Source organism: Candidatus Pseudoscillospira sp. SGI.172, assembly GCF_050313575.1.
In the GTDB taxonomy this organism is placed as follows: Bacteria; Bacillota; Clostridia; order Oscillospirales; family Oscillospiraceae; genus Vermiculatibacterium.
Genome location: NZ_JBNPLQ010000002.1, coordinates 88779 through 112087, shown reverse-complemented (window position 1 = coordinate 112087; position 23309 = coordinate 88779). Strand labels below are relative to the sequence as shown.

The following is a 23309-nucleotide window of genomic DNA, read 5'->3' as shown; positions in this document are numbered from 1 at the left end:
GCCTGCGCGAACAGGCCTCGGGCTTCTGTTCTTTTTTACAGAATGCTCAGTTTTTCCATCAACGCCCGCAGCGTCTTTTCCTGGGCGTCGTTCAAAGGCAGCATGGGGGCGGTGCAGGTCTCGCTGATGTCCAGCCCGGCAATGCGCATGGCCCGCTTTACCGTGGGAATAAAGGGTACGCTGATATCATAGAGGGCCATCGCGTCGTTAATAAACCGCTGTCCCTCGGCCATTTTTGCCAGATCGCCGTCATTGATGGCCTTGGTCCAGGCGGCGCATTTTTGGGGCATCAGGTTGGACAGACCGCCGATGCAGCCGCAGCCGCCGCTCATCACGTTGTGGATCAGATTGTCGTCAAACCCGCTGTAAACCTGGAAGTCGGGGAACTCCGGCAGTACGGTGCGGAGGATGGCCGAGGTGTGGCCCATCTCAGCGACGGTATCCTTGATACCGATGATATTTTTGTGCTTTCCAGCCAAACGGAGCACCAGCTCCGGGGTCAGGTCATGGGCGGTGCGATCCGGGAAATTATAGAGGATCATGTCACTCTTGACCGAGGAAGCGACCTGGTCGTAATACGCCTCCAGAGCCTCCTCGGTAAATTTGAAGTAGTAGGGGCTCACCACCATAACTTCCTTCAGGCCCTTGGCATAGGCGTAATCGGCCAGCTCAGCGACCTCGCCGATGACCATCCGGCTCACGCCGATGAGCACCCGGGTGCGGTCCTTGTACTCCGCGGCGATGTCGATGACCTGCTTCTGCTGCTCCATGGTCATGGCGAAAAACTCGCCGGTGCTTCCCATGATAACGAGGCCGTCCACCCCGCCTTCGATCAGGAACTCATAGACCTTCTTGTTGCCCTCGACATCCACGCTGCCATCCTGATTGAAAATCGTGACAACAGGGGTCAAATATTGTGCTTTCATCTTATTTTCTCCAATCTATTTTTATCGGACGGTGGTCTTTAAAAGGCCCACGCCCTGAATTTCACACTCCACCACATCACCGCTCTTGAGCCAGCGGGGCGGGGTAAAGCCCATGCCGACACCGGAAGGCGTGCCGGTGGCAATGATGTCCCCCGGTTCCAGCGTCATGCCCTGCGAAAGCTCCGCGATCAGGTGCGGAATATCCGACAGATAGAGCCTGGTATTGCTGTGCTGCCGCACTTCGCCGTTGACCCGGCTCTCCAGCGTCAGCAGCGGCGGAAACGGGATCTCGTCCGCCGTGACCAGGGCGGGGCCCATGACGGCGAAGCCGTCCAGACTTTTTCCCCGATACCACTGATTGTGCCGCTTCTGCAGGGCACGGGCAGACAGATCGTTGAACACGGAGTAGCCGAAAATATGTTCCGCTGCCCGATCCGGCGGGATGTCTCTCCCGCCCTTGCCGATGACCACCGCCAGCTCCACCTCGTAGTCCAGGTTGGAGTCCAACTCCAGGTGTCCGTCCAACACTTCGTCCGGGCCGGTGACAGGGTTTGCCCGTTTGGAAAAGTAGACGCTGCTCTGGTGGGGGATCTCCCCCATAGCGCTCTCACTCTCTTCCAGATGGGCCCGGTAGTTGACCCCCACGCACAGAATGTCGTGCGGCGGCCGTGGGATCGGGGCCAGCAGGCGCACCTCCGCCAGAGGCACGCCGCCGGAGGTTTCAGACGCGGCTAAGGTCCGGGCCAACTGGTCCGGACCCGCCGCAGCGATCATATCCAAAAGGGTGGCGTATGGACCGACTCCCGCCTCGTCCAGTGACAGGACCCGCTCGCCGTCCCGGCTGAGCACGCCGGGGCAGGTCACCCCGGCGTACTGGAACGTAACAAATCTCATGACCGCTCCTGCCGCTGTTTACACGTAATTGCAGACGCGGGCGATGGCCATCTCGGTATAGCCCAGGCTCTCGGCTTTGGTCTGCTTGCCGCTGGCCACCTCGGCCACCAGGTTCAGAAGCTCGTCTCCCAGCTGTTCCATCGTCTTGGTGCCGTAGATCAGGGGAGAGGCGTCCAGATCGATGTTGTCCTCCATGGTGGCGAAGGTGAGCTTGTTTCCGGTGATCTTGATGACGGGGGCAATGGGGTTGCCGGTGGGGGTGCCGCGGCCGGTGGAGAAGACCACGACCTGGGCGCCGCCGGCCACCATGGCCGCCACGGAGGAGGGGTCGTTGCCCGGGGTGTCCATGATGACCAGGCCGGACTTGGGGTCGACCTGCTTTGCATAGTCATACACGGCGTTCACAGGGGTGTGGCCGCCCTTGTGAATACAGCCCAGGGACTTCTCCTCCAAAGTCGTCAGGCCGCCGGCCTTGTTTCCGGGGGAGGGGTTGCCTTCCCGGACTTCCTCTCCCACCATCTGAAGGGCCTTCTCATAGCGGTGGACGATCTCAAAGATGCGGTCGTGGATCTCGGGCGTGGCGGCCCGGCGGGCCAGCAGATGCTCGCCGCCGATGAACTCGGTGGTCTCGCTCAGAATGGAGGTGCCGCCCTCTTTCACCAGCAGGTCGCTGAGGCGGCCGATGAGAGGATTGGCAGCCAGACCGCTGGTCGTGTCGGAGCCGCCGCACTCGGTGCCCACGATCAGCTCGGAGAGGGGGAACTCCTCCTTTTGAAGCAGGGAGGCCTCGGCCACCATCTCCTTGGCGTACCGCACGGCCATATCGATGGCCTTCAGCGTACCGCCGGCCTCCTGAATGATGACCTGCTTGATGGGCTTGTTGGTCCGCTCGGAAATGGCTTTCACCACCAGATCCATCTGGCAGTTCTCGCAGCCCAGGGACACGACCACAGTGCCGTACACATTGGGATTGGCGGCGTAGCCGGCCATTACGTCCATGGTCAGCTGCTGGTCGGCCCCCACCTGGGAGCAGCCGTTCTGGTTGTTGAAGGTAACGGAACCTACGACCTGCTGAGAAATAATGCGGGTCGTGTCGGAGGCGCAGACGCTGGCAGGCAGGATCAGAACTTTGTTCCGGATGCCCACCCGGCCGTCGGGACGCTTATAGCCGTAAAACTTCATTGCATGTATCCTCCTTTATTTCGCGTCCAGGTTTTCCCTGTGATTGGTGATGTTATGTGTGTGGACATGCTCTCCGGCCTTGATGTCACAGGCAGCCACGCCGATGTGCTCTCCGTATTTGCGAACGGGCTCACCTTTTGCGATATCGTGGATGGCGGCCTTGTGATAGATTGGAATATCGTTGAGGGCGGTAAAGTTCAGCGTCTTGCCGTCCAGCACATAACAAACCTCCTCGCCTTTTTTGATGGCCTCGATGGCGACGACCACGTCATCAATGGGTTCAATAATCATTGCGTTGACCATGAGAAAGACTCCTTTCCAAATGCAGCGTTTCTAATTTTCATACCACGGCGTTGCTCTTCGTTTACTGGGGCATATCTTCTTTGGGGAACTGGGGACAGCCGTATTTCTTTGCCCACCAGCCGGTGATGAAGGGCACGATCAGGGCGGTCAGCACCGTGGAAGCGGCAACTTGAACGGTGGCGGTACTGACGTAAGGGGCCCAGGACGGGTCGGCCAGAGCCACAGCGGCGGGAACTGCCACGGCGTTGCCTGCGGTGGTGGCCACGGCCCAGCCCGCGTAGCCGGGACGGCGGCCGATGACCCGGTCACAGAATACGATGAACGCGCCGCCGACCAGGCAGGTGATCAGGCCCAGGACAATGCCCTGCGGGCCGCCCTTGATGAGATTGGTGATGTTGATGCCGGCGCCCAGGGTGAAGCCTACGAAGGGGATCATGATCGAACCGGCGGGAGCCAGGAACTTGCTCAGGTCCTTGTCGATGTTGCCGAGGACCATACCCACCAGGATCGGACCGACCGCAGCCAGCAGAGCCATGGGGGAAAAGTTGGCCAGTCCGGAGGCACCCAGAGCAATGAGGGTAAACAAAGGCCCGTCGTTCAAGGAAAGCAGCGCCATCGCCGCGCAGTCAGACTCGTCGCCATAGGTGCTCATCAGGGCCAGATAGACAGACCCGTTGGAGTTGGTAACGGCGCTGATGATGGCCAGTGCGGACAGGCCCATGATACCGGGCATGCCGCAAACCTTGCCGATGGTCACGCCGATCGCCGCGCCGATGGCAAACTTGGCCAGCAGCAAAATACCGCCCCGTTTGATCACCCTGGGCATATCCTTTACCTGGAGCGTGGTGCCCAGGCAGAAGAGCTGAATGCCCATCGCCGCCGCCGCGCCGGCATTGGTGAAAATGGCTGTCGTAAAGGAACCGATGTTGACGATTTGCGGAAAAAATGTGTTGATGATAGAGCCCAGAAGCAGTGGAACGACCATCATGCCTCCCGGTATCTTTTTGAGCAACTTCATAATCATGGGATACTTCCTCCTTCTCGTTGTGCGGATACTTACCTTGGGTCGTGCGCCATTTTCTCACTCTCTTTTGTTCTTATTTAAGAACGATGTTCTTATTAAAGAACTTTATGGCTAAAAAATATCATTACAACGACAGAAAGTCAAGTTCATTTTGGCATCCGCCTGTAGTTTTAGCTCTTTGGCCAAAATTTGTCCTGTCTTTTTGTTTATATTGTCAACGGCTGCGGGTCCTATTTGTCCTGGCCCCTTGCAAAATAGCCTCAGCTTTGCTATTATTTTTATAACAAAACACACACGAGGAGGAGATGGCTATGCCGCAGGAACCTCATCGGGCCACGGCAAGGTGTCTGGATATTTTGGAATATCTGGCAGCCGCAGGCGCGGGGTGCACGCTCACAGAACTGTCTGAGGCGCTGGGTGCCCCGAAGAGCAGTCTGTTCCCCATTCTTCATACCCTGGCTGACCGAAAATACGTCCATTTGGAGGACGGGAAGTATACGGTAGGGATCGGAGCTTTTACCCTGGGGGCCACATACAGTGCCGGCCGGGATGCGCTGGAATTGATCCTCACGGTGATGGCTCAGGTGGTGGAGGAATGTCAGGAGACCTGCCAGTTGGCCGTACGGGATCAGGGAAATGTTCTATATATCGGGAAGGTGGACTCCCCCCAAGCCATACGAATGATTTCTCACGTTGGCACACGGCTGCCGGCTAACGCGACCGCCCTGGGGAAAGCGCTGCTCAGCGGCCTGACAGACCAGGAGGTGGCCGCCCTCTATTCCGGCGGACTGCCCCGCCTCACCGAGCACACGATTACCGATCTGTCTGTCCTGCTGGGGCAGCTGTCTCAAATTCGGGGGGGCGGAGTCGCCTGGGAACGCGAGGAGTCCAACCATCAATTGGGATGCTACGCGGTACCGCTGCGGCAAAAGGGGAAGGTGTTTGCCGCCATCAGTGTCACGGTTCCCCTGTTTCGCAGCGATCCGAATACGGAGCGTACCGTCCGGGAGAGTTTGCTTCGGGCCCAGACTGACATTGAGCGGCTGGCCACGGAGAAGAGCTTCCACTTAGAGCGGTTGGCCACATAGAGCCAAGGCGGCGGGATACCATCGTAGGCAGTATCAGCAGATGCTCCATAAGAAAGGCATCCGGCAGGGTATGGACGAAGAGGCAGCCGTCTGGACAATGCTGTTATGGAAAACTTCTTTGGATCGCTCAAAAGCCGATTCCCCTACCCGCAAAAGGTGGCATCCACAGAGTGCTTGAAGCAGAAGCCTGCAGATCATCTCAATTACTGCAGCAATCGGCCGACGTATCCCGGAAAGGCGAAAGGGCTTGCCGCTTGCCATTCACAGGCAACAGGCCCTTTTGGTTTCCTGGACGGCTTTTCCCCGAAAATATGATCTGCCTTTTGGGGGCACTTCAGATTCCGGGACGCTTTCTTCTTTTTCCTCCCCTTCTCTCTTGACAAATCCTTCTTCTTGGAATAAACTATGTTACACTTAAAAGGGAGTAGTGATAAGCTCCGCCATCAACATCACGGCCGGAATTCCGGCCTGGTGGCGGACGCCGGTTTCCCGGTTGCAAGACTTTTGAGTATGGACTTCATCTGCGTGGAATCCATACTCAAAAGTCTTTTTTGTTACCTGCGGAAATTTGGGTCAAACTAACCCCGAGAGAGAAAAGGAGCGATGTCCCATGTCAGAAGGCAAAACCCCCTTTTATCAGCGCACCGGACAGGAGACCCTCAAGCTGCTCAGCGCCTCCCCCGCGGGCCTCACCGGTGCCGAGGCGGAACAGCGCCTGGGTCAGTACGGCCCCAACGCCCTGGCAGAAGGAAAGAAAAAATCGGTTTTCCAGGTCTTTTTGGAGCAGTTCAAGGATCTGATGGTGTTCATCCTCATCATTGCCGCCGTCATCTCCATGTTCTCCGGCAACGCCGAGAGCACCATCGTCATCTTCGCGGTGCTCATCCTCAACGCCATCCTGGGCACCGTCCAGCACGTCAAGGCGGAAAAATCCCTGGAGAGCCTGAAAGCCATGTCGGCCCCCACGGCCAAGGTCCTGCGGGACGGCCGCCGCACGCTGGTCCCCTCCGCCCAGGTCGTCCCCGGCGACATCGTGGAACTGGAGGCCGGCGACATGGTAGTGGCCGACGGCCGCATTTTGGAGAACTACTCCCTCAAGGTCAACGAGAGCTCCCTGACCGGCGAGAGCGAGGGCGTGGAAAAGCTCAGCCAGGCGATTCCCGGCGGCGACATCGCCCTGGGCGATCAGAAGAACATGGTCTTTTCCGGCTCTCTGGTGACCTACGGCCGGGCCACTGTGGTAGTCACCGCCACCGGTATGGACACCGAGCTGGGCCGGGTGGCCGCCCTTATGAATCAGGCCCAGGAACGCCGCACGCCCCTCCAGATCAGTCTGGACGCCTTCAGCAAGAGGCTGGCCTTCTGCATCATCGCCATCTGCATCGTGGTCTTCGGCATGTCGTTGTTTCACGAGATGGCCGTCCTGGATGCCCTCATGTTCGCCGTGGCCCTGGCCGTGGCCGCTATCCCCGAGGCGCTTGGCTCCATCATCACCATCGTCCAGGCCATGGGCACCCAGAAGATGGCCAAACAGCATGCCATCATGAAAGATCTGAAGGCGGTGGAGACTCTGGGCTGTGTGTCGGTGATCTGTTCCGACAAAACCGGCACCCTCACCCAGAACCGCATGACCCCGCAGCAGCTCTACACCGACGGAAAATTCTTTGCCGCCGACGATTTGGATCTGTCCAACGAGCCCTGCCACGTGCTTTTGAAGTCCGCCCTGCTGGACAGCGACGCCACCACCGGTGTGCAGGCTGTGGGCGACCCCACCGAGGTGGCTCTGGTGATGTTGGGCGACCGGCTGGGGGTGGATGAAACTTCCTACCGCGCCCAGCATCCCCGGCTGGGGGAGCTGGCCTTTGACTCCGACCGAAAGCTCATGTCCACCCTCCACGAGATCGACGGCGTCCCCACCCTCTATACCAAGGGTGCTCTGGATGTGCTGCTGGCCCGCTGCACCCACGTCCTCACCAGCGGCGGAAGGATCCCCCTGACCGACGCCTGGCGGGCCTCCATCACTCAGGTCAACACCCAGTGGTCCGATCAGGGCCTGCGGGTGCTCTCCTTTGCCTGCCGGGAGCTGGACGCCGTGCGTCCCCTCACCCTGGCGGATGAGGACGGCTTCACCTTCCTGGGCCTCATCTCCATGATCGACCCGCCCCGGGAAGAGGCCATCCAGGCAGTGGCTGACGCCTGCCGGGGCGGCATACGCACCATTATGATCACCGGCGACCACAAGGCCACCGCCTCCGCCATCGCCCGGCAGCTGGGCATTTTCCGGGACGGGGACGAGGCCGTCTCCGGTCCCGAGCTGGACCGGATGGAGCAGGCCGAACTGGACCGGCGGCTGGAGCATATTTCCGTCTACGCCCGGGTATCTCCCGAGCATAAAATACGCATTGTAGAGGCATGGCAGCGCAAGGGCCAGATCGTCTCCATGACGGGCGACGGCGTCAACGACGCCCCCGCCCTCAAGGCCGCCGACATCGGCGTGGCCATGGGCATCACCGGCACCGAGGTGAGCAAGGACGCCGCCTCCATGATCCTCACCGACGACAACTTCGCCACCATCGTGGGCGCGGTGGTCAACGGCCGGGGCGTGTACGCCAACATCAAAAACGCCATCAACTTCCTTCTCTCAGGCAATATGGCGGGCATCTTCTGCGTGTTCCTCACCTCCATCCTGGGTCTGCCCATGCCCTTCGCCCCGGTACACCTGCTGTTTATCAACCTGCTCACCGACTCTCTCCCCGCCATTGCCATCGGCGTGGAGCCCGCCGGGAACGGCCTGCTGGATCAGCCGCCCCGGGACCCCCGGGAGCCCATTCTCACCAAAAACCTCATGGGCCGCATCCTGGCCTACGGCGGCCTGATCGCCGCTTCCACCCTGACCGCCTACTGGGTCGGGCTGAATGCCGCCGGTTCGGGGCTGGCCATGACCCTGGCCTTTGCCACCCTCACCCTGGCCCGCCTGTTCCACGGCTTCAACTGCCGGGGCAACGGCTCTCTCTTCCGCCTGGGCCTGACCACCAACAAGGCCAGCCTGGGAGCCTTTGCCGTGGGTGTGCTTCTGCTGGCCTCAGTGCTGTTTGTCCCGGTGCTCTCCCGGCTGTTCCTGGTCAGCCCCTTCACCATGGGTCAGATCGGCCTGGTGGTGCTGCTGGCCTTCCTCCCCACCCTGCTGATCCAGATCTACAAGGTTCTGTTCCGGGACCGGAAAAAAGTAAACTGACCGTCTGCGTTATTTACAGTTTATTCATACTTCCGTTAAAATTTGGCCGTAATTGTTTGGTATCTTAAGCATGGACACAGGAAATACCCAAGACACACAAAACATCCTCCCAAAACCATCCCTCTCCAAACTCTCCGCGACAACACACACCCCAAAAGCCCCTGACCGTTTGGTCAGGGGCTTTTGGGGTCTTGGCGCGTCCAGCTCTTCTCTTGCGTTTCCGGGAAAATCGGGGTACAATAGGATCAAATGGATCGGCCGCGGCCAGTCTGCGGCGCGGCGCTCTGCGCCCAAACAAAGGAGGTCTTTTCCCATGCGGGACGGATTCATCAAGGTGGCCGCCGGTACGCCCAAAATCAGGGTGGCCGACTGCCGCTATAACGCCGAACAGATCTTTACCCTGATGCGTCAGGCCGCCCACCAGGGTGTACGGGTACTCTGCCTGCCTGAGCTGTGCCTCACCGGCTACACCTGCGGCGACCTGTTCTTCCAGCCCACCCTCCTCCAGGGCGCCGAGGATGGACTGACCACCATCCTGGAGGCCACCCGGAATCTGGACATGGTGGCGGCGGTGGGCCTGCCGGTACGGTGCAAATGGGATCACAAATTGTATAATTGTGCGGCTGTAATACACAAAGGAGAGATTCTGGGGCTGGTCCCCAAGACTCACCTGCCCAACTACGGAGAGTTTTACGAGCAGCGCTGGTTCGCCTCCGGAGAGGGCAAAGATTTTATGGTGAGCCTGTGCGGACAGGAGGTTTCCCTCTGCGGCCGGGGGCTCTTTGCCTGCGAGGACATGCCCAACCTGGTGCTGGGCGTGGAGATCTGCGAGGATCTGTGGGCGCCCGCCGCCCCCTCCTCCCTGCTGGCCCGGGCCGGGGCCACGGTCATTTTGAACCTGTCCGCCTCGGATGAGGTGGTGAGCAAGGCCGAGTACCGCCGCCAACTGGTAACGGGCCAATCGGCCCGGCTGGTGTGCGGCTATGTCTACGCCGACGCCGGGGAGGGGGAATCCTCCACCGACATGGTGTTTGCCGGTCACGATCTCATTGCGGAAAACGGAACCCTCCTGGCCCAGCGGCGCTTTTCCACGGGCCTCACCGTCAGCGAGATCGACGTGGACAAGCTGGTCTATGAGCGCCGCCGCATGAACACCTTCACCGCTCCCGAGGAGGAGGTCTGGCGCTCCTATTTCAATTTGGAACCCGCCACCACCGCCCTCACCCGCCCCATCTCCACCACCCCCTTTGTCCCCTCCGACGCCGGGGACCGGGCCGAGCGCTGCGACGAGATCCTGCGCATCGCCGCCCTGGGCCTGAAGCAGCGGCTGGAACACACGGGGGCCAAGACCGCCGTGGTGGGTCTGTCCGGCGGACTGGACTCCACCCTGGCCATTCTCATCACCGGGGTCGCCATGAAGCTGCTGGACCGGCCCGCCGGTGACATCATCGCCGTCACCATGCCCTGCTTCGGCACCACCGACCGCACCCGGGACAACGCCGTCGAACTGGCCTCCCGGCTGGGGGCCACCCTGAAGCGGGTGGACATCGGGGAGGCGGTGCGCCAGCACTTCAAGGACATCGGCCAGTCCATGGAAAACCACGATGTCACCTTTGAAAACGGCCAGGCCCGGGAACGGACCCAGGTGCTCATGGACATCGCCAACCAGACCGGCGGCCTGGTGGTGGGCACAGGCGACCTCTCCGAGCTGGCCCTGGGCTGGGCCACCTACAACGGCGACCACATGTCCATGTATGGAGTGAACGCCTCCATCCCCAAGACGCTGGTACGCCATCTGGTGCGCTTCGTGGCCGGGGACAAGGCCGAGGAGGACGAGGCCCTCTCCGCCGTTCTCACCGATATCCTGGACACTCCGGTCTCCCCAGAGCTGCTCCCCGCCATTGAGGGGAAGATCGCCCAGAAGACCGAGGACATCGTCGGCCCTTACGAGCTCCACGACTTTTTCCTCTACTACGCCGTCCGCTGGGGCTTCTCCCCCCGGAAGGTACTGCGGCTGACGGAGTACGCCTTCGGCCGGAGCTACGACCGCGCCACCCTGCTCAAGTGGCTGAACAACTTTTACCGCCGCTTTTTTTCCCAGCAGTTCAAGCGCTCCTGCCTCCCGGACGGCCCCAAGGTCGGCTCCGTGACCCTCTCTCCCCGGGGAGACTGGCGGATGCCCAGCGACGCCGTGGCCGCCCTGTGGCTGGACGAGCTGGCCCAACTGTGATCCAAAACAGAGCAAAAAGACCCGGCCGCTGAGCGGCCGGGTCTTTTTTGTACCCTTTTTTACTTCTTCAGGTTGAAGAAGGCGTCCTTGCCCCAGTACTGGGCCACGTCGTCCAGCTCCTCCTCAATGCGCAGGAGCTGGTTGTACTTGGCCACGCGGTCGGTGCGGCTGGGAGCGCCGGTCTTGATCTGGCCGGCGTTCATGCCCACCACCAAGTCGGCGATGGTGGCGTCCTCCGTCTCGCCGGAGCGGTGGGAGACGATGGCGGTGTAGCCGGCGCGGTTGGCCTTCTGGATGGTGTCCAGCGTCTCGGTCAGGGTGCCGATCTGATTGACCTTGATGAGCACGGCGTTGGCCACATGCAGATCCAAGCCCTTCTGCACCCGCTCGGCATTGGTGACGAACAGATCGTCGCCCACCAGCTGGACCCGGTCGCCCAGGGCCTTGGTCAGCATGGCCCAGCCTTCCCAGTCGTCCTCGCCCATGCAGTCCTCCATGGAGATGATGGGATAGGCGTCGGCGAACTTCTTCCACATGTTGACCATCTGCTGACGGGTCATGCTCTTCTTGGCCTTGGGCAGATCGTAGCACTCGGTCTCCTTGTTCCACCAGTCGGACACGGCGGCGTCCATGGCGATCATGAAGTCCTCGCCGGGCTTGTAGCCGGCCTTCTCAATAGCGGCCACGATGCACTTGAAGGCATCCTCGTCCTTCTTCAGGTTGGGGGCGTAGCCGCCCTCGTCACCCACACCGGTAGCGGGAGTGCCGTTCTCCTTGAGCACGCCCTTCAGGGTGTGGAACACCTCGGCGCACATGCGCAGGGCCTCGTGCCAGCTGGTGGCACCCACGGGCATGATCATGAACTCCTGGATGTCCACGTTGTTGGTGGCGTGCGCACCGCCGTTGAGGATGTTCATCATGGGCACGGGCAGGACCTTGGCATTGGTGCCGCCGATGTAGTTATACAGAGACATGCCCAGGCTCTCGGCGGCGGCCTTGGCGCAGGCCAGGGAGGCGCCCAGAATGGCGTTGGCGCCCAGGCGGGACTTGTTGGGGGTGCCATCGAGGTCGATCATGGCCATGTCGATGGCCACCTGGTCCAGCACGTTCATGCCCACCAGGCACTCGGCGATCTCAGTGTTGACATTGTTGACGGCCTTCAGCACGCCCTTGCCCAAGTAGCGGTCCTTGTCGCCGTCCCGGAGCTCGCAGGCCTCATAAACACCGGTGGAAGCGCCGGAGGGCACGGAAGCGCGGCCTACGGTGCCGTCCTCCAGATAGACCTCCACCTCCACGGTGGGGTTGCCGCGGGAGTCCAGGATCTCACGGCCGAGGACGTCGACGATTTCAATGATCTGCTTCATTGCAATTTCTCCTTTCAAATGGGACGGCGCAAAAGGCCGTCAGCGGTCGTGCGGCGTCGGGTGCGGGACAGCCCATGCCCGGGCCGCGGGAATTGGTCAGAGCGGGAAAACCCGCCCGAACACACGGTCTTTAAGAGACGATCAGGCTCGCCCCGTCCATCTCCCGGGGCTTTTCCAGGCCCATCAGATCCAGCATGGTGGGGGCGATGTCGCACAGGCGTCCGTCCCGGAGCTGGACATTGACGCCCACGAGATAGAAGGGCACCAGGTTGGTGGTGTGGGCGGTATAGGGAGTGACTCCGTCGTCCTCCAGCATCCGCTCGGCGTTGCCGTGGTCGGCGGTGATGAGGGAGATGCCCCCCATCCTGGCGGTGGCCTCCACGACCTTCCCCACACACTCGTCCACCGTCTCCACCGCCAGACGGGCGGCCTCGTAGACCCCGGTGTGGCCCACCATGTCACAGTTGGCAAAGTTCAGGATAATGACGTCGTACTCCCCGCTCTCGATACGCTTCACCGCCTCGGCGGCCACTTCCCGGGCGCTCATGTCGGGCTTCAGGTCATAGGTGGGCACCTTGGGGGACGGGATGAGGACCCGATCCTCTCCCGGGAACACGGTCTCCTGCCCGCCGTTGAAGAAGAAGGTCACATGGGCGTACTTCTCGGTCTCGGCGATGCGCAGCTGGGTCAGGCCCAGGGAGCTGATATACTCCCCGAACACATTGGTCAGCTTCCGGTGGGGGAAGGCCACGGACACGTTGGGCATGGAGGCGTCATATTCGGTGGTGCAGACAAACCGCACCGGCCGGTAGGCACGCTGTACCTCCTGGAAGGCGGGGTCCACAAAGCAGCGGGTGATCTCCCGGGCCCGATCGGGCCGGAAGTTCATAAAGACGATGCCGTCCCCCTCCCCCACGCCGGGGTAATCCCCCACTACCACGGGGCGCACAAACTCGTCGGTGACCTCCTGATCGTAGGAGGCCTGCACCGCCGCCGCGGGGTCGGCAGCGGGAATCCCCTTGGCGTCGGCGATGGCGTCATAGGCCAGCTGCACCCGGTCCCAGCGCTTGTCCCGATCCATGGCATAATACCGGCCGGAGACCGTGGCGATCTGCCCCACGCCGAGTTCGGCGCACCGGGCGGCCAGTTCCTCCACATATCCCTTGCCCGAGGCGGGAGGGACATCCCGGCCGTCCAGGAAAGCGTGGACCCAGACCTGGCTGAGTCCCTGCTCCTTCGCCAGCTTCAGCAGCGCATAGATGTGGGTATTGTGGCTGTGGACGCCGCCGTCGGACAGCAGCCCAAAGACGTGAAGGGCGGTGTCCGCCTCTTTGCAGGCACGCATCACATCCAGATAGGCCTCGTTTTGAAAAAAATCTCCGTCGGCAATGGATTTCGAGATGCGGGGCAGATCCTGAAAAACCACACGGCCCGCTCCGATGTTGGTGTGCCCCACCTCGGAGTTGCCCATCTGCCCCTCGGGCAGGCCCACGTCCAGCCCAGAGGCGGAGAGGCGGCAGCCCGGACACTGGTCAAAAATTTTGTCGAGCACGCTCTTGCGGGCGTTGGCCACCGCATTGCCCGCAGTCTCGTCCCGAAGGCCGAAGCCGTCCATAATGATGAGAGTGGTCGGTGTTTTACTCATAAAGAACCTCGAATCTAATCAAGTCGTCGGAAAGGGGAAAACATCCCCCTGCCGCAGTTCTCCCGGTCATTCCTGGTTGGCTGCGTTGATGATCTCCACAAACTGGTCGGGCTTCAAAGAGGCGCCGCCGATGAGGCCGCCGTCCACATCGGGCTGGGCCAGCAGTTCCTGGGCGTTCTTGGGATTCATGGAGCCGCCGTACTGGACGGTGACGGCCCGGGCCACCCGGGCGCCGTAAAGCTTGCGGATGACGGTGCGGATGGTCTCACAGACCTCGCCCGCCTCCTGAGCGGTGGCGGTCTTTCCGGTGCCGATGGCCCAGATGGGCTCATAGGCAAAGACCACATGGCGCATCTTCTCGGCGGGGACCCCGGACAGCGCGCACTTGACCTGATAGGTGATGAGCTCCAGCGTCACGCCCAGTTCCCGCTGCTCCAGACTCTCTCCCACGCAAACGATGGGCCGCAGGCCGGCCTCCAGTGCCGCGTGGACCTTCTTGTTGACGGTAAAGTCGGTCTCGTTGTAGTACTGGCGGCGCTCGGAATGGCCGATGACCACATATTTCACGCCCAGCTCCTTGAGCATCTCGGCGGAGACCTCCCCGGTGTAGGCGCCGGAGGACTCGTAGTGGCAGTTCTCCGCGCCGATGGACACCCGGCAGTCCTTGAACAGACGGGTGGCGGCCTGGATGTTGACATAGGGCACGCACAGCACCACTTCGCACCACTTCGGCCGACCCATCAGGCTCTTGAGTTCGTCGGCGAAAATCCGGGTCTCGGAGAGCGTCTTGTTCATCTTCCAGTTTCCTGCGATGATCGTCTTGCGATATCTTCTATTCATGAATCTGGCTCCTCACATATCTATAATCAATGGGGGTACCACCCCCGAATTTCGGTGAGCTGCGCAGACCCGGCCCGCTGTTTCCCGGGGACCGCATCTGCGGAGGGGTATGGAATGCCGGGCGGACCCGACCGGGGACACTTTATTTGTCCAGCAGGCAAGCCACGCCGGGGAGCTCTTTCCCCTCCATAAATTCCAGGGAAGCGCCGCCGCCGGTGGAGATGTGGGTCATCTTGCCGGCATAGCCCAGCTGCTGCACAGCGGCCGCGGAATCACCGCCGCCAATGATGGTGATGGCGGAAGTCTTGCTGAGGGCCTCGGCCACGGCCTCTGTGCCCTTGGCAAAGGCGGGGAATTCAAACACGCCCATGGGGCCGTTCCAGATGACGGTTCCCGCGTCCTTCACCGCGTCGCAGTAGAGCTTCACCGTCTCGGGCCCGATGTCCAGGCCCTGCCAGCCGTCGGGGATCTCCCCGGCAGGCACCACCTGGCGGGCGGCGTCGGGGGCAAAGGCATCGGCCGCCACGGTATCCACCGGCAGCAGCAGCTTCACGCCCTTGGCGGCCGCCTTGGCCACCATCTCTCTGGAGTAGTCCTCCCAGTCGGCCTCCAACAGGCTGTCGCCCACCTTGCCGCCCTGAGCGGCGGAGAAGGTGTATGCCATGCCGCCGCCGATGATGATGGTGTCGGCGATCTCCAGAAGATTGTTGATGACGCCGATCTTGGAGGAGACCTTGCTCCCGCCCAGAATGGCCACCAGCGGACGCTTGGGACTGGCCAGTGCGCCGCCGATGATCTCCAGCTCCTTCTGGATCAAAAAACCGGACACGGCAGGCAGATATGCGGCCACTCCGGCGGTGGAGGCGTGGGCGCGGTGGACGGCGCCGAAAGCGTCTGAGACATAGAGGTCAGCCATGGCGGCCATCCTCTTGGCCAGCTCCGGATCGTTCTTGGTCTCGCCCTTTTCAAAGCGGGTGTTCTCCAGAAGCAGGATCTCGCCGGGCCTGAGGGCTGCGGCCTTGGCAGCGGCATCTGGACCCACCACGTCGGCAGCCATGGTCACCGGCTTGCCCAGCAGTTCGCTCAGGCGCTTTGCCACGGGGGCCAGGCTCAGTTTGGGATCAGGTCCATCCTTGGGCTTGCCCAGGTGAGAGCAGGCGATCACGGCCGCTCCCTGGTCCAGAAGGTATTCAATGGTGGGCAGTGCGGCCACGATGCGCTTTTCGTCGGTGATGGCGCCGGTGGCCTTGTCCTGGGGCACGTTGAAGTCGCAGCGGAGGAGGACTTTCTTCCCCTTTACGTCCACATCTTTCACGGTTTTCTTGTTGTAGTTCATGCCTTTGACCTCCTATTTCAGATGGTGGATGGATGTGCCATCGCTCCCTCAGCGGTCAGGCCGGGAAAACCGGTCTGGCGCAGGACCTCATAGGCCAGGATGGCAACAGAATTGGACAGGTTCAGGCACCGGGCCTCCGCCCGGATGGGAATACGAATGCAGCGCTGGGCGTAGGTCTGCCGGAATTTCTCGGGGAGTCCGGTGGTCTCCTTGCCGAAAAAGAGCCAGCAGCCATCCCGAAAGGTCACGGTTGGATCCGTATAGCTCCGGGGCGCTTTTGCGGTGGCCAGCCAGAGATCCTCCGGCCGACACTGGGAAAACAGGTCCTCCAGACTGTGGTGGACCCGCAGATCCACCAGATGCCAGTAATCCAGCCCCGCCCGGCGCACCGCTTTTTCGCTGATGTCGAAGCCCAGCGGTTCCACCAGATGGAGCCTTGCGCCGGTGGCTGCACAGGTGCGGGCGATATTCCCCGTGTTTTGGGGGATTTCCGGCTCTACCAACACAATATTGAGCACAAAAACACACCCCCATTTCTCGCAGGGGTTATTGTACCCCATTTGTCGGATGATTTCAACCGAAATTAGGTTAAAACGGGAAAAACCAGCCAGTTTTCTTTTCCTTAGGCAAAAATGTCTTATTTTTTCTTTCATTTTCGTAAGATTTTCCCAAAATAATAGTTTGCCTTTTAACAGTCTCTTTGTTTCCGGAAAAAAATGTGCTATGATGAGCCGAGAGAAAGAGGAGGCGGTTGCGATGGAGTCACAGCGGATCGTGGTCAAGGTGGGTACTTCTACCCTCTTGCGCCCCGGCGGCGGGGCCAATCTGCGGCGGATGGACGGCCTGGCCCGGGTGCTGTCCGACCTGAAAAATATGGGGCACGAGGTGATTTTGGTCTCCTCCGGCGCCATCGGCATCGGCGCGGGGAAGCTGGGCATGAAGGAGCGGCCCTCCGAGCTGCGCCGGAAGCAGGCCGCAGCCGCCGTGGGGCAGTGCGAGATCATGCACCTCTACGACAAGTTTTTCGGCGAATATGGCCAGACGGTGGCCCAGATCCTTCTCACCGACGAGGATGTGGATCACCCCGTCCGGGCCGAGCACCTCTCCGGCACCTTCACGGCCCTGCTGGAGCTGGGCTGCATCCCGGTGGTGAACGAGAACGACTCGGTCTCCTCCACTGAAATTGAGACCGGGCAAAAAAAGGTGCTGGGCGATAACGACACCCTCTCCGCCATTGTGGCGGGACTGTGCGGGGCCGACCTTCTGGTGCTCCTCAGCGACATCGACGGGCTCTATGACGCCGATCCCCACAAGCACCCGGACGCCAAACTCCTCCATCGGGTGGAGGCCATCACTCCGGAGATCGAAGCTCTGGCCGGAGAGGGCGGCACCCAGTGGGGGACCGGGGGTATGCACACCAAACTCACCGCCGCACGCCGGGCCATGTCCCACGGCATCGACATGGTCATCGCCAACTCCGAGCATCCGGACGACCTCTACGATATCGTAGAGGGAAAAGATGTGGGGACGCGGTTTTCGGCGAAACACCCTGCGCCGGCGCGCGGCGGGGCTCAATAACATCCTGTCCCGCAAAACCTTTTTACATACGTTTATTCTGGATGGAATGCAGGAAGGGAGTGCGTCTTTATGACCCTTTTGGAAACCCAGGGCCTTGCCGCCCGCCACGCCGCCCGGCGTCTGGCAGGCGCCTCCATGGCCGAAAAAAATGCCGCGCTGGCCGCCATTGCCGACGCCCTGACAGGGCGCAGAGAGGAATGGCTGAACGCCAACGCCCAGGATCTGGAGGCCGCCCGGGCCGCCGGGATGCGGCCGGCGCTCCTGGACCGGCTGGCGCTGGACGATGCCCGCATCGACGGGATCGCCGAGGGGGTGCGGCAGGTGGCCGCACTGCCCGACCCGGTGGGTCAGGTGGTCAAGACCACTCTGCGCCCCAACGGCCTGAAGATCGAGCAGCGCCGGGTGCCGCTGGGTGTGGTGGGCATCATTTACGAAGCCCGGCCCAACGTTACCGTGGATGCCGCTGTTCTCTGCCTGAAGTCGGGCAACGCCGCCCTCCTCCGGGGGGGCAGGGAGGCCTTTCGCTCCAACAAAGCTGTCATCGGAATCCTCCGTGACGCCCTGGAGGGTACGGGCCTGTCCCGGGACTGCGTGGCGCTGGTGGAGGACACCAGCCGGCAGAGCGCCCAGGAGATGATGGATCTGACCGGGTACCTGGACGTGCTCATCCCCCGGGGCGGGGCGGGGCTCATCCGCTCGGTGGCGGCCAACGCCCATGTGCCCGTCATCCGCACGGGCGAGGGCGTGTGCCATATTTATGTCCACCGGGACGCCGACCTGGACATGGCCGCCCGCATCCTCTTCAACGCCAAATGCTCCCGCCCCTCTGTGTGCAACGCCGCCGAGTGCGTGCTCATTGACCGGGCGGTAGCCGCCGACTTTTTACCCATGGCCTGGGCCTATCTCAAGACCAAGAATGTCACCATCCACGGCGGACCGGAGGTTCGGGAGATCCTGGGCGAGGGTGTGGTTCCCGCCACTGCCGAGGACTGGGACACCGAGTACGGGGACTACCAGCTGGCGGCCAAGGTGGTCTCCGGGCTGGACGAGGCGGTGGATTTCATCGCGGTCCACTCCACCGGCCACTCTGAGGCCATCGTCACCGAAAACTACACGGCTGCCCAGCACTTCCTGGATACGGTGGACGCGGCGGCGGTGTACGTCAACGCCTCCACCCGCTTCACCGACGGCTTTGAGTTTGGGTTGGGAGCCGAGATCGGCATCTCCACCCAGAAGCTCCACGCCCGGGGCCCCATGGGGCTGGAGGAGCTCACCTCCACCAAGTACGTGGTCTACGGCTCCGGCCAGGTGCGCTGACTCCTTTCCCGGACCGGGGCGCTGCAAAAAGCCGGCCCGCGAACCTTTTGTGGTTCGCGGGCCGGCTTTTCTGATGCTGTAAGCGCTCCCGGCGGAGATTCCCGCAGCGCGGGATACGCCGGATCTGAGCAAACTGCCGGGGCGCCTCTGCCTGTGCCGAAGCTGCTCAGGCGGCGGGCTGGGCTGCGGCCCGCTGGGTGGTGATGGTCTCCAGGAGCGCGGTCACCTGCTCGGCGCTCAGTCCCACCTTCTCGGTAAGGTAGGTCTCAGCGGCCTTCTGAAGGTCGGCCTTCTTCATCTCGGCCTCGGTAGTGGTGCCGGTGAGGGTGCACAGGGTCTTGATGATGTTGCTGTTGGCGATGCGATACCACCGGTCGGAATGGTGCTCCACATGATAGTAGTTTTCATAGGAGAGCATATAGTCCTCCACGATCTGGTCCGCGCTGCCGCCGCCCAGGGCGGAGAGGAGCGCGGAGACGAAACCGGCCCGGTCCTTGCCCTCGTTGCAGTGGATGAGGTAGGGACCCTCATGGGCGATCATGTACTCCAGGCCGGTCTTCAGCTTGGCGTTGAAGTCCTCGGCGGCGAAGTCCACGCCCATGTTCAGCGCGACCGCGTCCACCGTGGAAGCGTAGCTCTGGGCGAAGCCCTCATATCCGGCGCGCTCTTCCTCGCTGTCGGCCAGGTCGATGATGGTCTTGACCCCGGCGGCCTTGGCCAGAGCGTCGGCGTAAGTGTTCCGGCCCAGTTCGGGGTTCACGGGGCTGGAGGAGCGGTACAGCGTACCTTCGGGGATGTTCCCCATGACGATGCCGCGGAAGTTGGCAAAGACCTCGTCAGAGGAATAGTCGGCCCGGTCATTGGTGCGCAGGGTGTCGATGTTGCGGATCTGGTACTCCTCCAGATAGCCCGCCTTCTCCTTCAGGGAGAAGGTGATGGGGGTCTCGTCGGTAACGCTGTAGGTCTTGGCGAAGTTGCCCATGTTGATGGCGATGGCCATGGTGCCGGTGGAGCTGTCGGGCAGGATGATGACGCTGCCGTTGTCCACGTTGGAGTAGGCGGTGCCGTAGGGGGCTTCCAGGGTGGTGTCGCCCACGGTGACGCTGAGCACGTCGCCCACTTCATAGCCGGCTCCGTCAAAAAGGCTGACGGGCAGGGTAGTGGTGACGTTGCCGTACTTGCTCACGGAGAGGGCGCTGCCCGGCTCCAGAGCGCCGTTGAAGGTCTCCTCCAGGAATCCGATGCCCACGTTGATGGTCTCGCCGATAGCGGAGTAGTCGCCGGTAAAGACGTTATAGGTGTGGTCGGCGCCCTTCACCATCCAGACCCGGCCGTCCTTGGCGGCCTCGGCGATGGCGGCGGCGTTGTCAGGGGTGACGGTGGTGTCCTGATCACCGTTGATGGCCAGCACGGGGCCGGCAATCTTGGCAGTCTCCTTCAGCACGTCGGTGGATGCCACGTCGGCAAACCACTTTTTGCCCACCTGGAGGGGATCCCGCCAGTCGAAGGTCATCTCATAGGAGCCGTCCTTGTCGGCGATGGCCTTGGCCTGGGCGAAAGTCTTGTCGCCGAAGAGGCCGGTACTGTCGTCCAGCCGGACGGCGCCGGACCAGGTGATGACAGCCTTGAAGGTCTGGGGATACTTGGCCGCGGCCAGCAGGGCGTTGGTGCCGCCCTGGCTCCAGCCCATGACGGCCAGCTTGCCGCCGTCCACGCTGTCCAGCGCGGCCAGGTAGTCGGCGGCCGCCTTGGCGTCCACATTGGCGGAAGTGTAGGAATAGTTGATATAGTCGGCGGTGGAATCGCCGTTGCCCATAAAGTCGATGCGCAGGCTGGCGATGCCGGAGAGCGCCATGGCGGGTGCGGCCATGTCATAGCCGCCCCCGGCCTCGTTCTTGTTGGAGCCGGTGCCGTGGAGCATCACCACGGCGGGATACTTGCCGTCCCCGGCGGGGACGGTGAGGATGCCGGGAACGGTGTGGGCGGGCACGCCATCGGTGGCCGGGACATCAATGGCCACCACGGTCTCCTCATAGGGAGCGGTCAGCTTGGTATAGTAGTTCATCATGACGGTGGCCAGCTCGGAGCGGACGGCGGTGCCGTTGGGATCGAGCAGGTTGCCGGGCTTGCCGGAAATGACGCCGGACCCCACGGCAAAGCTGATGCCCTCAGAGGCCCAGGATGCCACGTCTGCGGCGTCTGCAAAGGCGGAGTAGTCGCCCACGGCGCCCACCATGTTCTGGGCGGCGGCATAGCGGGTAAGAATAACGGCCAGCTCGGCGCGGGTCACGGCCCGGTCGCCGGCGTAAGAGCCGTTGTCGCCCTGGGCCAGACCCACGCTCTCCGCCCAGGCGGCGGAGTCGGCGTACCACTTGCCCTCCACGTCGCTGAAGGAGGCCTTGTCCGCCATGGCGGGCTTGCCCTGATCATTGTACAGCATCTGGAACACGGTGGCGCGGGTGACGACGGCGTCGGGATCAAAGCCATTGCCGGTGGAGCTCATCATGCCGGCGTCCATCACAAACTTGGCGGCCTGGGCGTACCAGGCGGAGCCGTCCACGCCCACATACTTGACGGTGATGCGGCCGGCGGGCGCGCCGTAATCAGCCGCGGTGATCTTGTTTCCCAGGACCTCGCGGGTATAGTTGACCAAAGCGTCCTCCAGGGCCACGCCGGTCTTGTACACGCTCTTGCCCAGGAACACGCCGTAGGTGTCGCCGCCGGCGGCGGTGAAGTCGTTGGTGGCCAGGGTGTAGGTGGCCTCCAGGTCCAGCGCCTCGCCGTTGACGGTCACGTCGGTGACGCGGCTGCCGGGGTTTGCGGGGGCAAAATAAGTGGAGTCGGGATACTGCGCACCGTTGGCGTAGGCCACGGAGGTATCGATCTGAAAGCTCATGCCCGCCACCTGGGGGAAGGCGCCGATGGCGGTGGGAGTGGAGCAGGTGGCGGCCTCCAGGGCCTCCAGCAGCTCCGCGCCGGTGAGGTCGATGGTGGCAACCTCGTTGCCGAAGGGGAATACGGTCTTCATGGTGTTCATGGTGATGTCGCCGGCCTCAATGGTGGCGCGGATGCCGCCGCCGTTGGTGAGGGCCACATCCACCTTGTCCTCGCCCAGGGCCTGCCTGGCAGACCAGAGGATGGCGTCGGCGGCAAAGTCGCCCAGGTTGGTCTCCTGGGTGCGGACGCCGGGGGCGCGGTTGCCATCCAGCTTTACCTCAGTGGTGGCAAAGACCCGATTCAGTTCGACGGAAACCTCCGCATCCCTATCATTGACGATCTTGGCCACGTCGGTGTCCACTTTAGTATAGGCGGCAGCGGAGACCAGCTCGCTCTTGGTGTCGGTGCCGTCGGTGATGACGACGCCCACGTTGTTGAGCTGCTCGCCGGTGGAGACGACCAGGGCGTCGCCCACGGTCTTGGCAGTGTCGCCCTCCATCTCGGTGTGGGAGTGGCCGTCCACCACCAGATCCACACCGGTGACCTTGGCAAACACGTCGGTGGAGCGGTTGGGCTCGCTCTCAGGGTCCACGCCCAAATGGGAGAGGGCCACAATGTAAGCGCAGCCATCGGCCTTCAGGGCATCGACCTGGGCCTGTGCGCACTTGATGAGCTCTTCGCCCTGATAGAAGGTCAGTCCCTTGACATTGTCGGGGTGGGCCTTGGTCATGGTCTCGGGGGTGTCCAGACCAAACACGCCCACCTTGCCGATGGCGGTGTCAAAGGTGACACGATCGCCAAAGAGAGGTTTGCCGGTGGAGGTCACCACGATGTTGGCAGCCAGGACGGGGAACCCGGCCTTCTCCACGTTGGCCTTGAGCGCGTCTATTTTGTAGTCGAACTCATGATTGCCCAGGGAGGCGGCATTGTAGCCGGCGGCGTTCATGAAGTCCACGGCGGAAGCGCCCTTGTCCAGGCTCACCAGGGTGGTGCCCTGGGAGAAATCGCCGGCGGAGAGGAGCAGCACGGTGGCTCCGGCGGCCTCGAAGTCCTTCTTCAGAGCAGCCACGCCGGCGGTGCCGACGGTCTCGCCCTCCACCGCCACATCGTGGCCGTGGGTGTCGTTGGTGTGGAGGATGACCAATTTGTCCTTCACATCCGCAGGAACGGTATAGGGGGTGACGGTCTCGACCGGGGCAGTCTCTTCAGCGGCCAGCGCGGGGGCCGCCAGGGAGAACATCATGGCCAGAGAAAGCACCAGGGACAGCAGCTTTTTTTGCTTCATGGGACATTCCACCTTTTCCTTTTATGAATTTTGCCGGGTGCGAAAACGAAAAACGTTTTCCGTACTTATGATTGTAGCAAACCCCCATAAAAAATACAAGGGCCGCCCGGAAGAAAAGGCCGGAA

Annotated in this window: 16 protein-coding genes; 5 read left to right on the top strand and 11 right to left on the bottom strand. The window is 62.1% G+C overall.

Features of this window, described 5'->3' with window-relative positions; all coding sequences use genetic code 11:
* Positions 1-35: 35 nt before the first annotated feature.
* The 5 genes from ACQRD3_RS01775 to ACQRD3_RS01755 form a co-directional block, all read right to left on the bottom strand.
* The gene (locus ACQRD3_RS01775) at positions 36-926 is read right to left on the bottom strand and encodes a dihydrodipicolinate synthase family protein (RefSeq protein ID WP_427779450.1); all 891 of its coding nucleotides are present in this window, start codon (positions 924-926) and stop codon (positions 36-38) included.
* A gap of 21 nt (positions 927-947) precedes the next feature.
* Positions 948-1820: a fumarylacetoacetate hydrolase family protein gene (locus ACQRD3_RS01770; protein ID WP_080907214.1), complete on the bottom strand. Its 873-nt coding sequence runs from the start codon at positions 1818-1820 to the stop codon at positions 948-950.
* A gap of 18 nt (positions 1821-1838) precedes the next feature.
* Positions 1839-3002 (bottom strand): UxaA family hydrolase, encoded by a 1164-nt coding sequence (locus tag ACQRD3_RS01765; protein WP_080907213.1) that lies wholly within the window; start codon positions 3000-3002, stop codon positions 1839-1841.
* 15 nt (positions 3003-3017) lie between these two features.
* Positions 3018-3305 carry a UxaA family hydrolase gene (locus ACQRD3_RS01760; protein ID WP_080907212.1) on the bottom strand — a complete coding sequence of 96 codons (288 nt, stop codon included), beginning with the start codon at positions 3303-3305 and terminating at the stop codon, positions 3018-3020.
* Positions 3306-3366: 61 nt separating this feature from the next.
* Positions 3367-4329, bottom strand: coding sequence for a 2-keto-3-deoxygluconate permease (locus ACQRD3_RS01755; RefSeq protein ID WP_080907211.1), 963 nt, complete (start codon positions 4327-4329; stop codon positions 3367-3369).
* Positions 4330-4640: 311 nt separating this feature from the next.
* Here ACQRD3_RS01755 and ACQRD3_RS01750 point away from each other — a divergent pair, with 311 nt between their 5' ends.
* From ACQRD3_RS01750 to ACQRD3_RS01740, 3 genes are all read left to right on the top strand, one after another.
* Complete coding sequence (locus tag ACQRD3_RS01750; protein WP_427779446.1) at positions 4641-5417, top strand: IclR family transcriptional regulator; 777 nt, start codon at positions 4641-4643, stop codon at positions 5415-5417.
* Positions 5418-6027: 610 nt separating this feature from the next.
* Positions 6028-8652 carry a cation-translocating P-type ATPase gene (locus tag ACQRD3_RS01745; RefSeq protein WP_427779444.1) on the top strand — a complete coding sequence of 875 codons (2625 nt, stop codon included), beginning with the start codon at positions 6028-6030 and terminating at the stop codon, positions 8650-8652.
* Positions 8653-8965: 313 nt separating this feature from the next.
* The gene (locus tag ACQRD3_RS01740) at positions 8966-10882 is read left to right on the top strand and encodes an NAD(+) synthase (protein ID WP_427779443.1); all 1917 of its coding nucleotides are present in this window, start codon (positions 8966-8968) and stop codon (positions 10880-10882) included.
* A gap of 59 nt (positions 10883-10941) precedes the next feature.
* Here the strand turns inward: ACQRD3_RS01740 and eno are convergent, their stop codons facing one another.
* The 5 genes from eno to ACQRD3_RS01715 all read right to left on the bottom strand — a co-directional run bounded on the left by eno (position 10942) and on the right by ACQRD3_RS01715 (position 16585).
* Positions 10942-12246: a phosphopyruvate hydratase gene (gene eno / locus ACQRD3_RS01735; RefSeq protein ID WP_427779441.1), complete on the bottom strand. Its 1305-nt coding sequence runs from the start codon at positions 12244-12246 to the stop codon at positions 10942-10944.
* 130 nt (positions 12247-12376) lie between these two features.
* Positions 12377-13891: a 2,3-bisphosphoglycerate-independent phosphoglycerate mutase gene (gene gpmI / locus ACQRD3_RS01730; protein WP_080907207.1), complete on the bottom strand. Its 1515-nt coding sequence runs from the start codon at positions 13889-13891 to the stop codon at positions 12377-12379.
* Positions 13892-13957: 66 nt separating this feature from the next.
* A complete protein-coding gene (tpiA, locus tag ACQRD3_RS01725; RefSeq protein WP_427779438.1) occupies positions 13958-14731 on the bottom strand; it encodes a triose-phosphate isomerase in 774 nt (257 codons plus the stop codon).
* 142 nt (positions 14732-14873) lie between these two features.
* Complete coding sequence (locus tag ACQRD3_RS01720; RefSeq protein WP_080907205.1) at positions 14874-16067, bottom strand: phosphoglycerate kinase; 1194 nt, start codon at positions 16065-16067, stop codon at positions 14874-14876.
* 17 nt (positions 16068-16084) lie between these two features.
* Positions 16085-16585, bottom strand: coding sequence for a tRNA (cytidine(34)-2'-O)-methyltransferase (locus ACQRD3_RS01715; RefSeq protein ID WP_427779436.1), 501 nt, complete (start codon positions 16583-16585; stop codon positions 16085-16087).
* 238 nt (positions 16586-16823) lie between these two features.
* On the opposite strand from ACQRD3_RS01715, the gene proB reads away from it, so the two are divergent.
* A complete protein-coding gene (gene proB, locus ACQRD3_RS01710) occupies positions 16824-17645 on the top strand; it encodes a glutamate 5-kinase (RefSeq protein ID WP_143476623.1) in 822 nt (273 codons plus the stop codon).
* 69 nt (positions 17646-17714) lie between these two features.
* A complete protein-coding gene (locus ACQRD3_RS01705; protein ID WP_080907202.1) occupies positions 17715-18962 on the top strand; it encodes a glutamate-5-semialdehyde dehydrogenase in 1248 nt (415 codons plus the stop codon).
* 166 nt (positions 18963-19128) lie between these two features.
* Here the strand turns inward: ACQRD3_RS01705 and ACQRD3_RS01700 are convergent, their stop codons facing one another.
* Positions 19129-23184 carry an alpha/beta fold hydrolase gene (locus tag ACQRD3_RS01700; protein WP_427779434.1) on the bottom strand — a complete coding sequence of 1352 codons (4056 nt, stop codon included), beginning with the start codon at positions 23182-23184 and terminating at the stop codon, positions 19129-19131.
* Positions 23185-23309 lie beyond the last annotated feature (125 nt).

Bases quoted from the DNA above. Each gene is read 5' to 3' on its own strand.
- ACQRD3_RS01750 (WP_427779446.1), top strand. From the start codon at position 4,641: ATGCCGCAGGAACCTCATCGGGCCACGGCAAGGTGTCTGGATATTTTG.
- ACQRD3_RS01775 (WP_427779450.1), bottom strand. From the start codon at position 926: ATGAAAGCACAATATTTGACCCCTGTTGTCACGATTTTCAATCAGGAT.
- gpmI (WP_080907207.1), bottom strand. From the start codon at position 13,891: ATGAGTAAAACACCGACCACTCTCATCATTATGGACGGCTTCGGCCTT.
- ACQRD3_RS01720 (WP_080907205.1), bottom strand. From the start codon at position 16,067: ATGAACTACAACAAGAAAACCGTGAAAGATGTGGACGTAAAGGGGAAG.
- tpiA (WP_427779438.1), bottom strand. From the start codon at position 14,731: ATGAATAGAAGATATCGCAAGACGATCATCGCAGGAAACTGGAAGATG.
- ACQRD3_RS01760 (WP_080907212.1), bottom strand. From the start codon at position 3,305: ATGGTCAACGCAATGATTATTGAACCCATTGATGACGTGGTCGTCGCC.
- ACQRD3_RS01705 (WP_080907202.1), top strand. From the start codon at position 17,715: ATGACCCTTTTGGAAACCCAGGGCCTTGCCGCCCGCCACGCCGCCCGG.
- eno (WP_427779441.1), bottom strand. From the start codon at position 12,246: ATGAAGCAGATCATTGAAATCGTCGACGTCCTCGGCCGTGAGATCCTG.
- ACQRD3_RS01745 (WP_427779444.1), top strand. From the start codon at position 6,028: ATGTCAGAAGGCAAAACCCCCTTTTATCAGCGCACCGGACAGGAGACC.
- ACQRD3_RS01700 (WP_427779434.1), bottom strand. From the start codon at position 23,184: ATGAAGCAAAAAAAGCTGCTGTCCCTGGTGCTTTCTCTGGCCATGATG.
- ACQRD3_RS01740 (WP_427779443.1), top strand. From the start codon at position 8,966: ATGCGGGACGGATTCATCAAGGTGGCCGCCGGTACGCCCAAAATCAGG.
- ACQRD3_RS01765 (WP_080907213.1), bottom strand. From the start codon at position 3,002: ATGAAGTTTTACGGCTATAAGCGTCCCGACGGCCGGGTGGGCATCCGG.
- proB (WP_143476623.1), top strand. From the start codon at position 16,824: ATGGAGTCACAGCGGATCGTGGTCAAGGTGGGTACTTCTACCCTCTTG.
- ACQRD3_RS01755 (WP_080907211.1), bottom strand. From the start codon at position 4,329: ATGATTATGAAGTTGCTCAAAAAGATACCGGGAGGCATGATGGTCGTT.
- ACQRD3_RS01770 (WP_080907214.1), bottom strand. From the start codon at position 1,820: ATGAGATTTGTTACGTTCCAGTACGCCGGGGTGACCTGCCCCGGCGTG.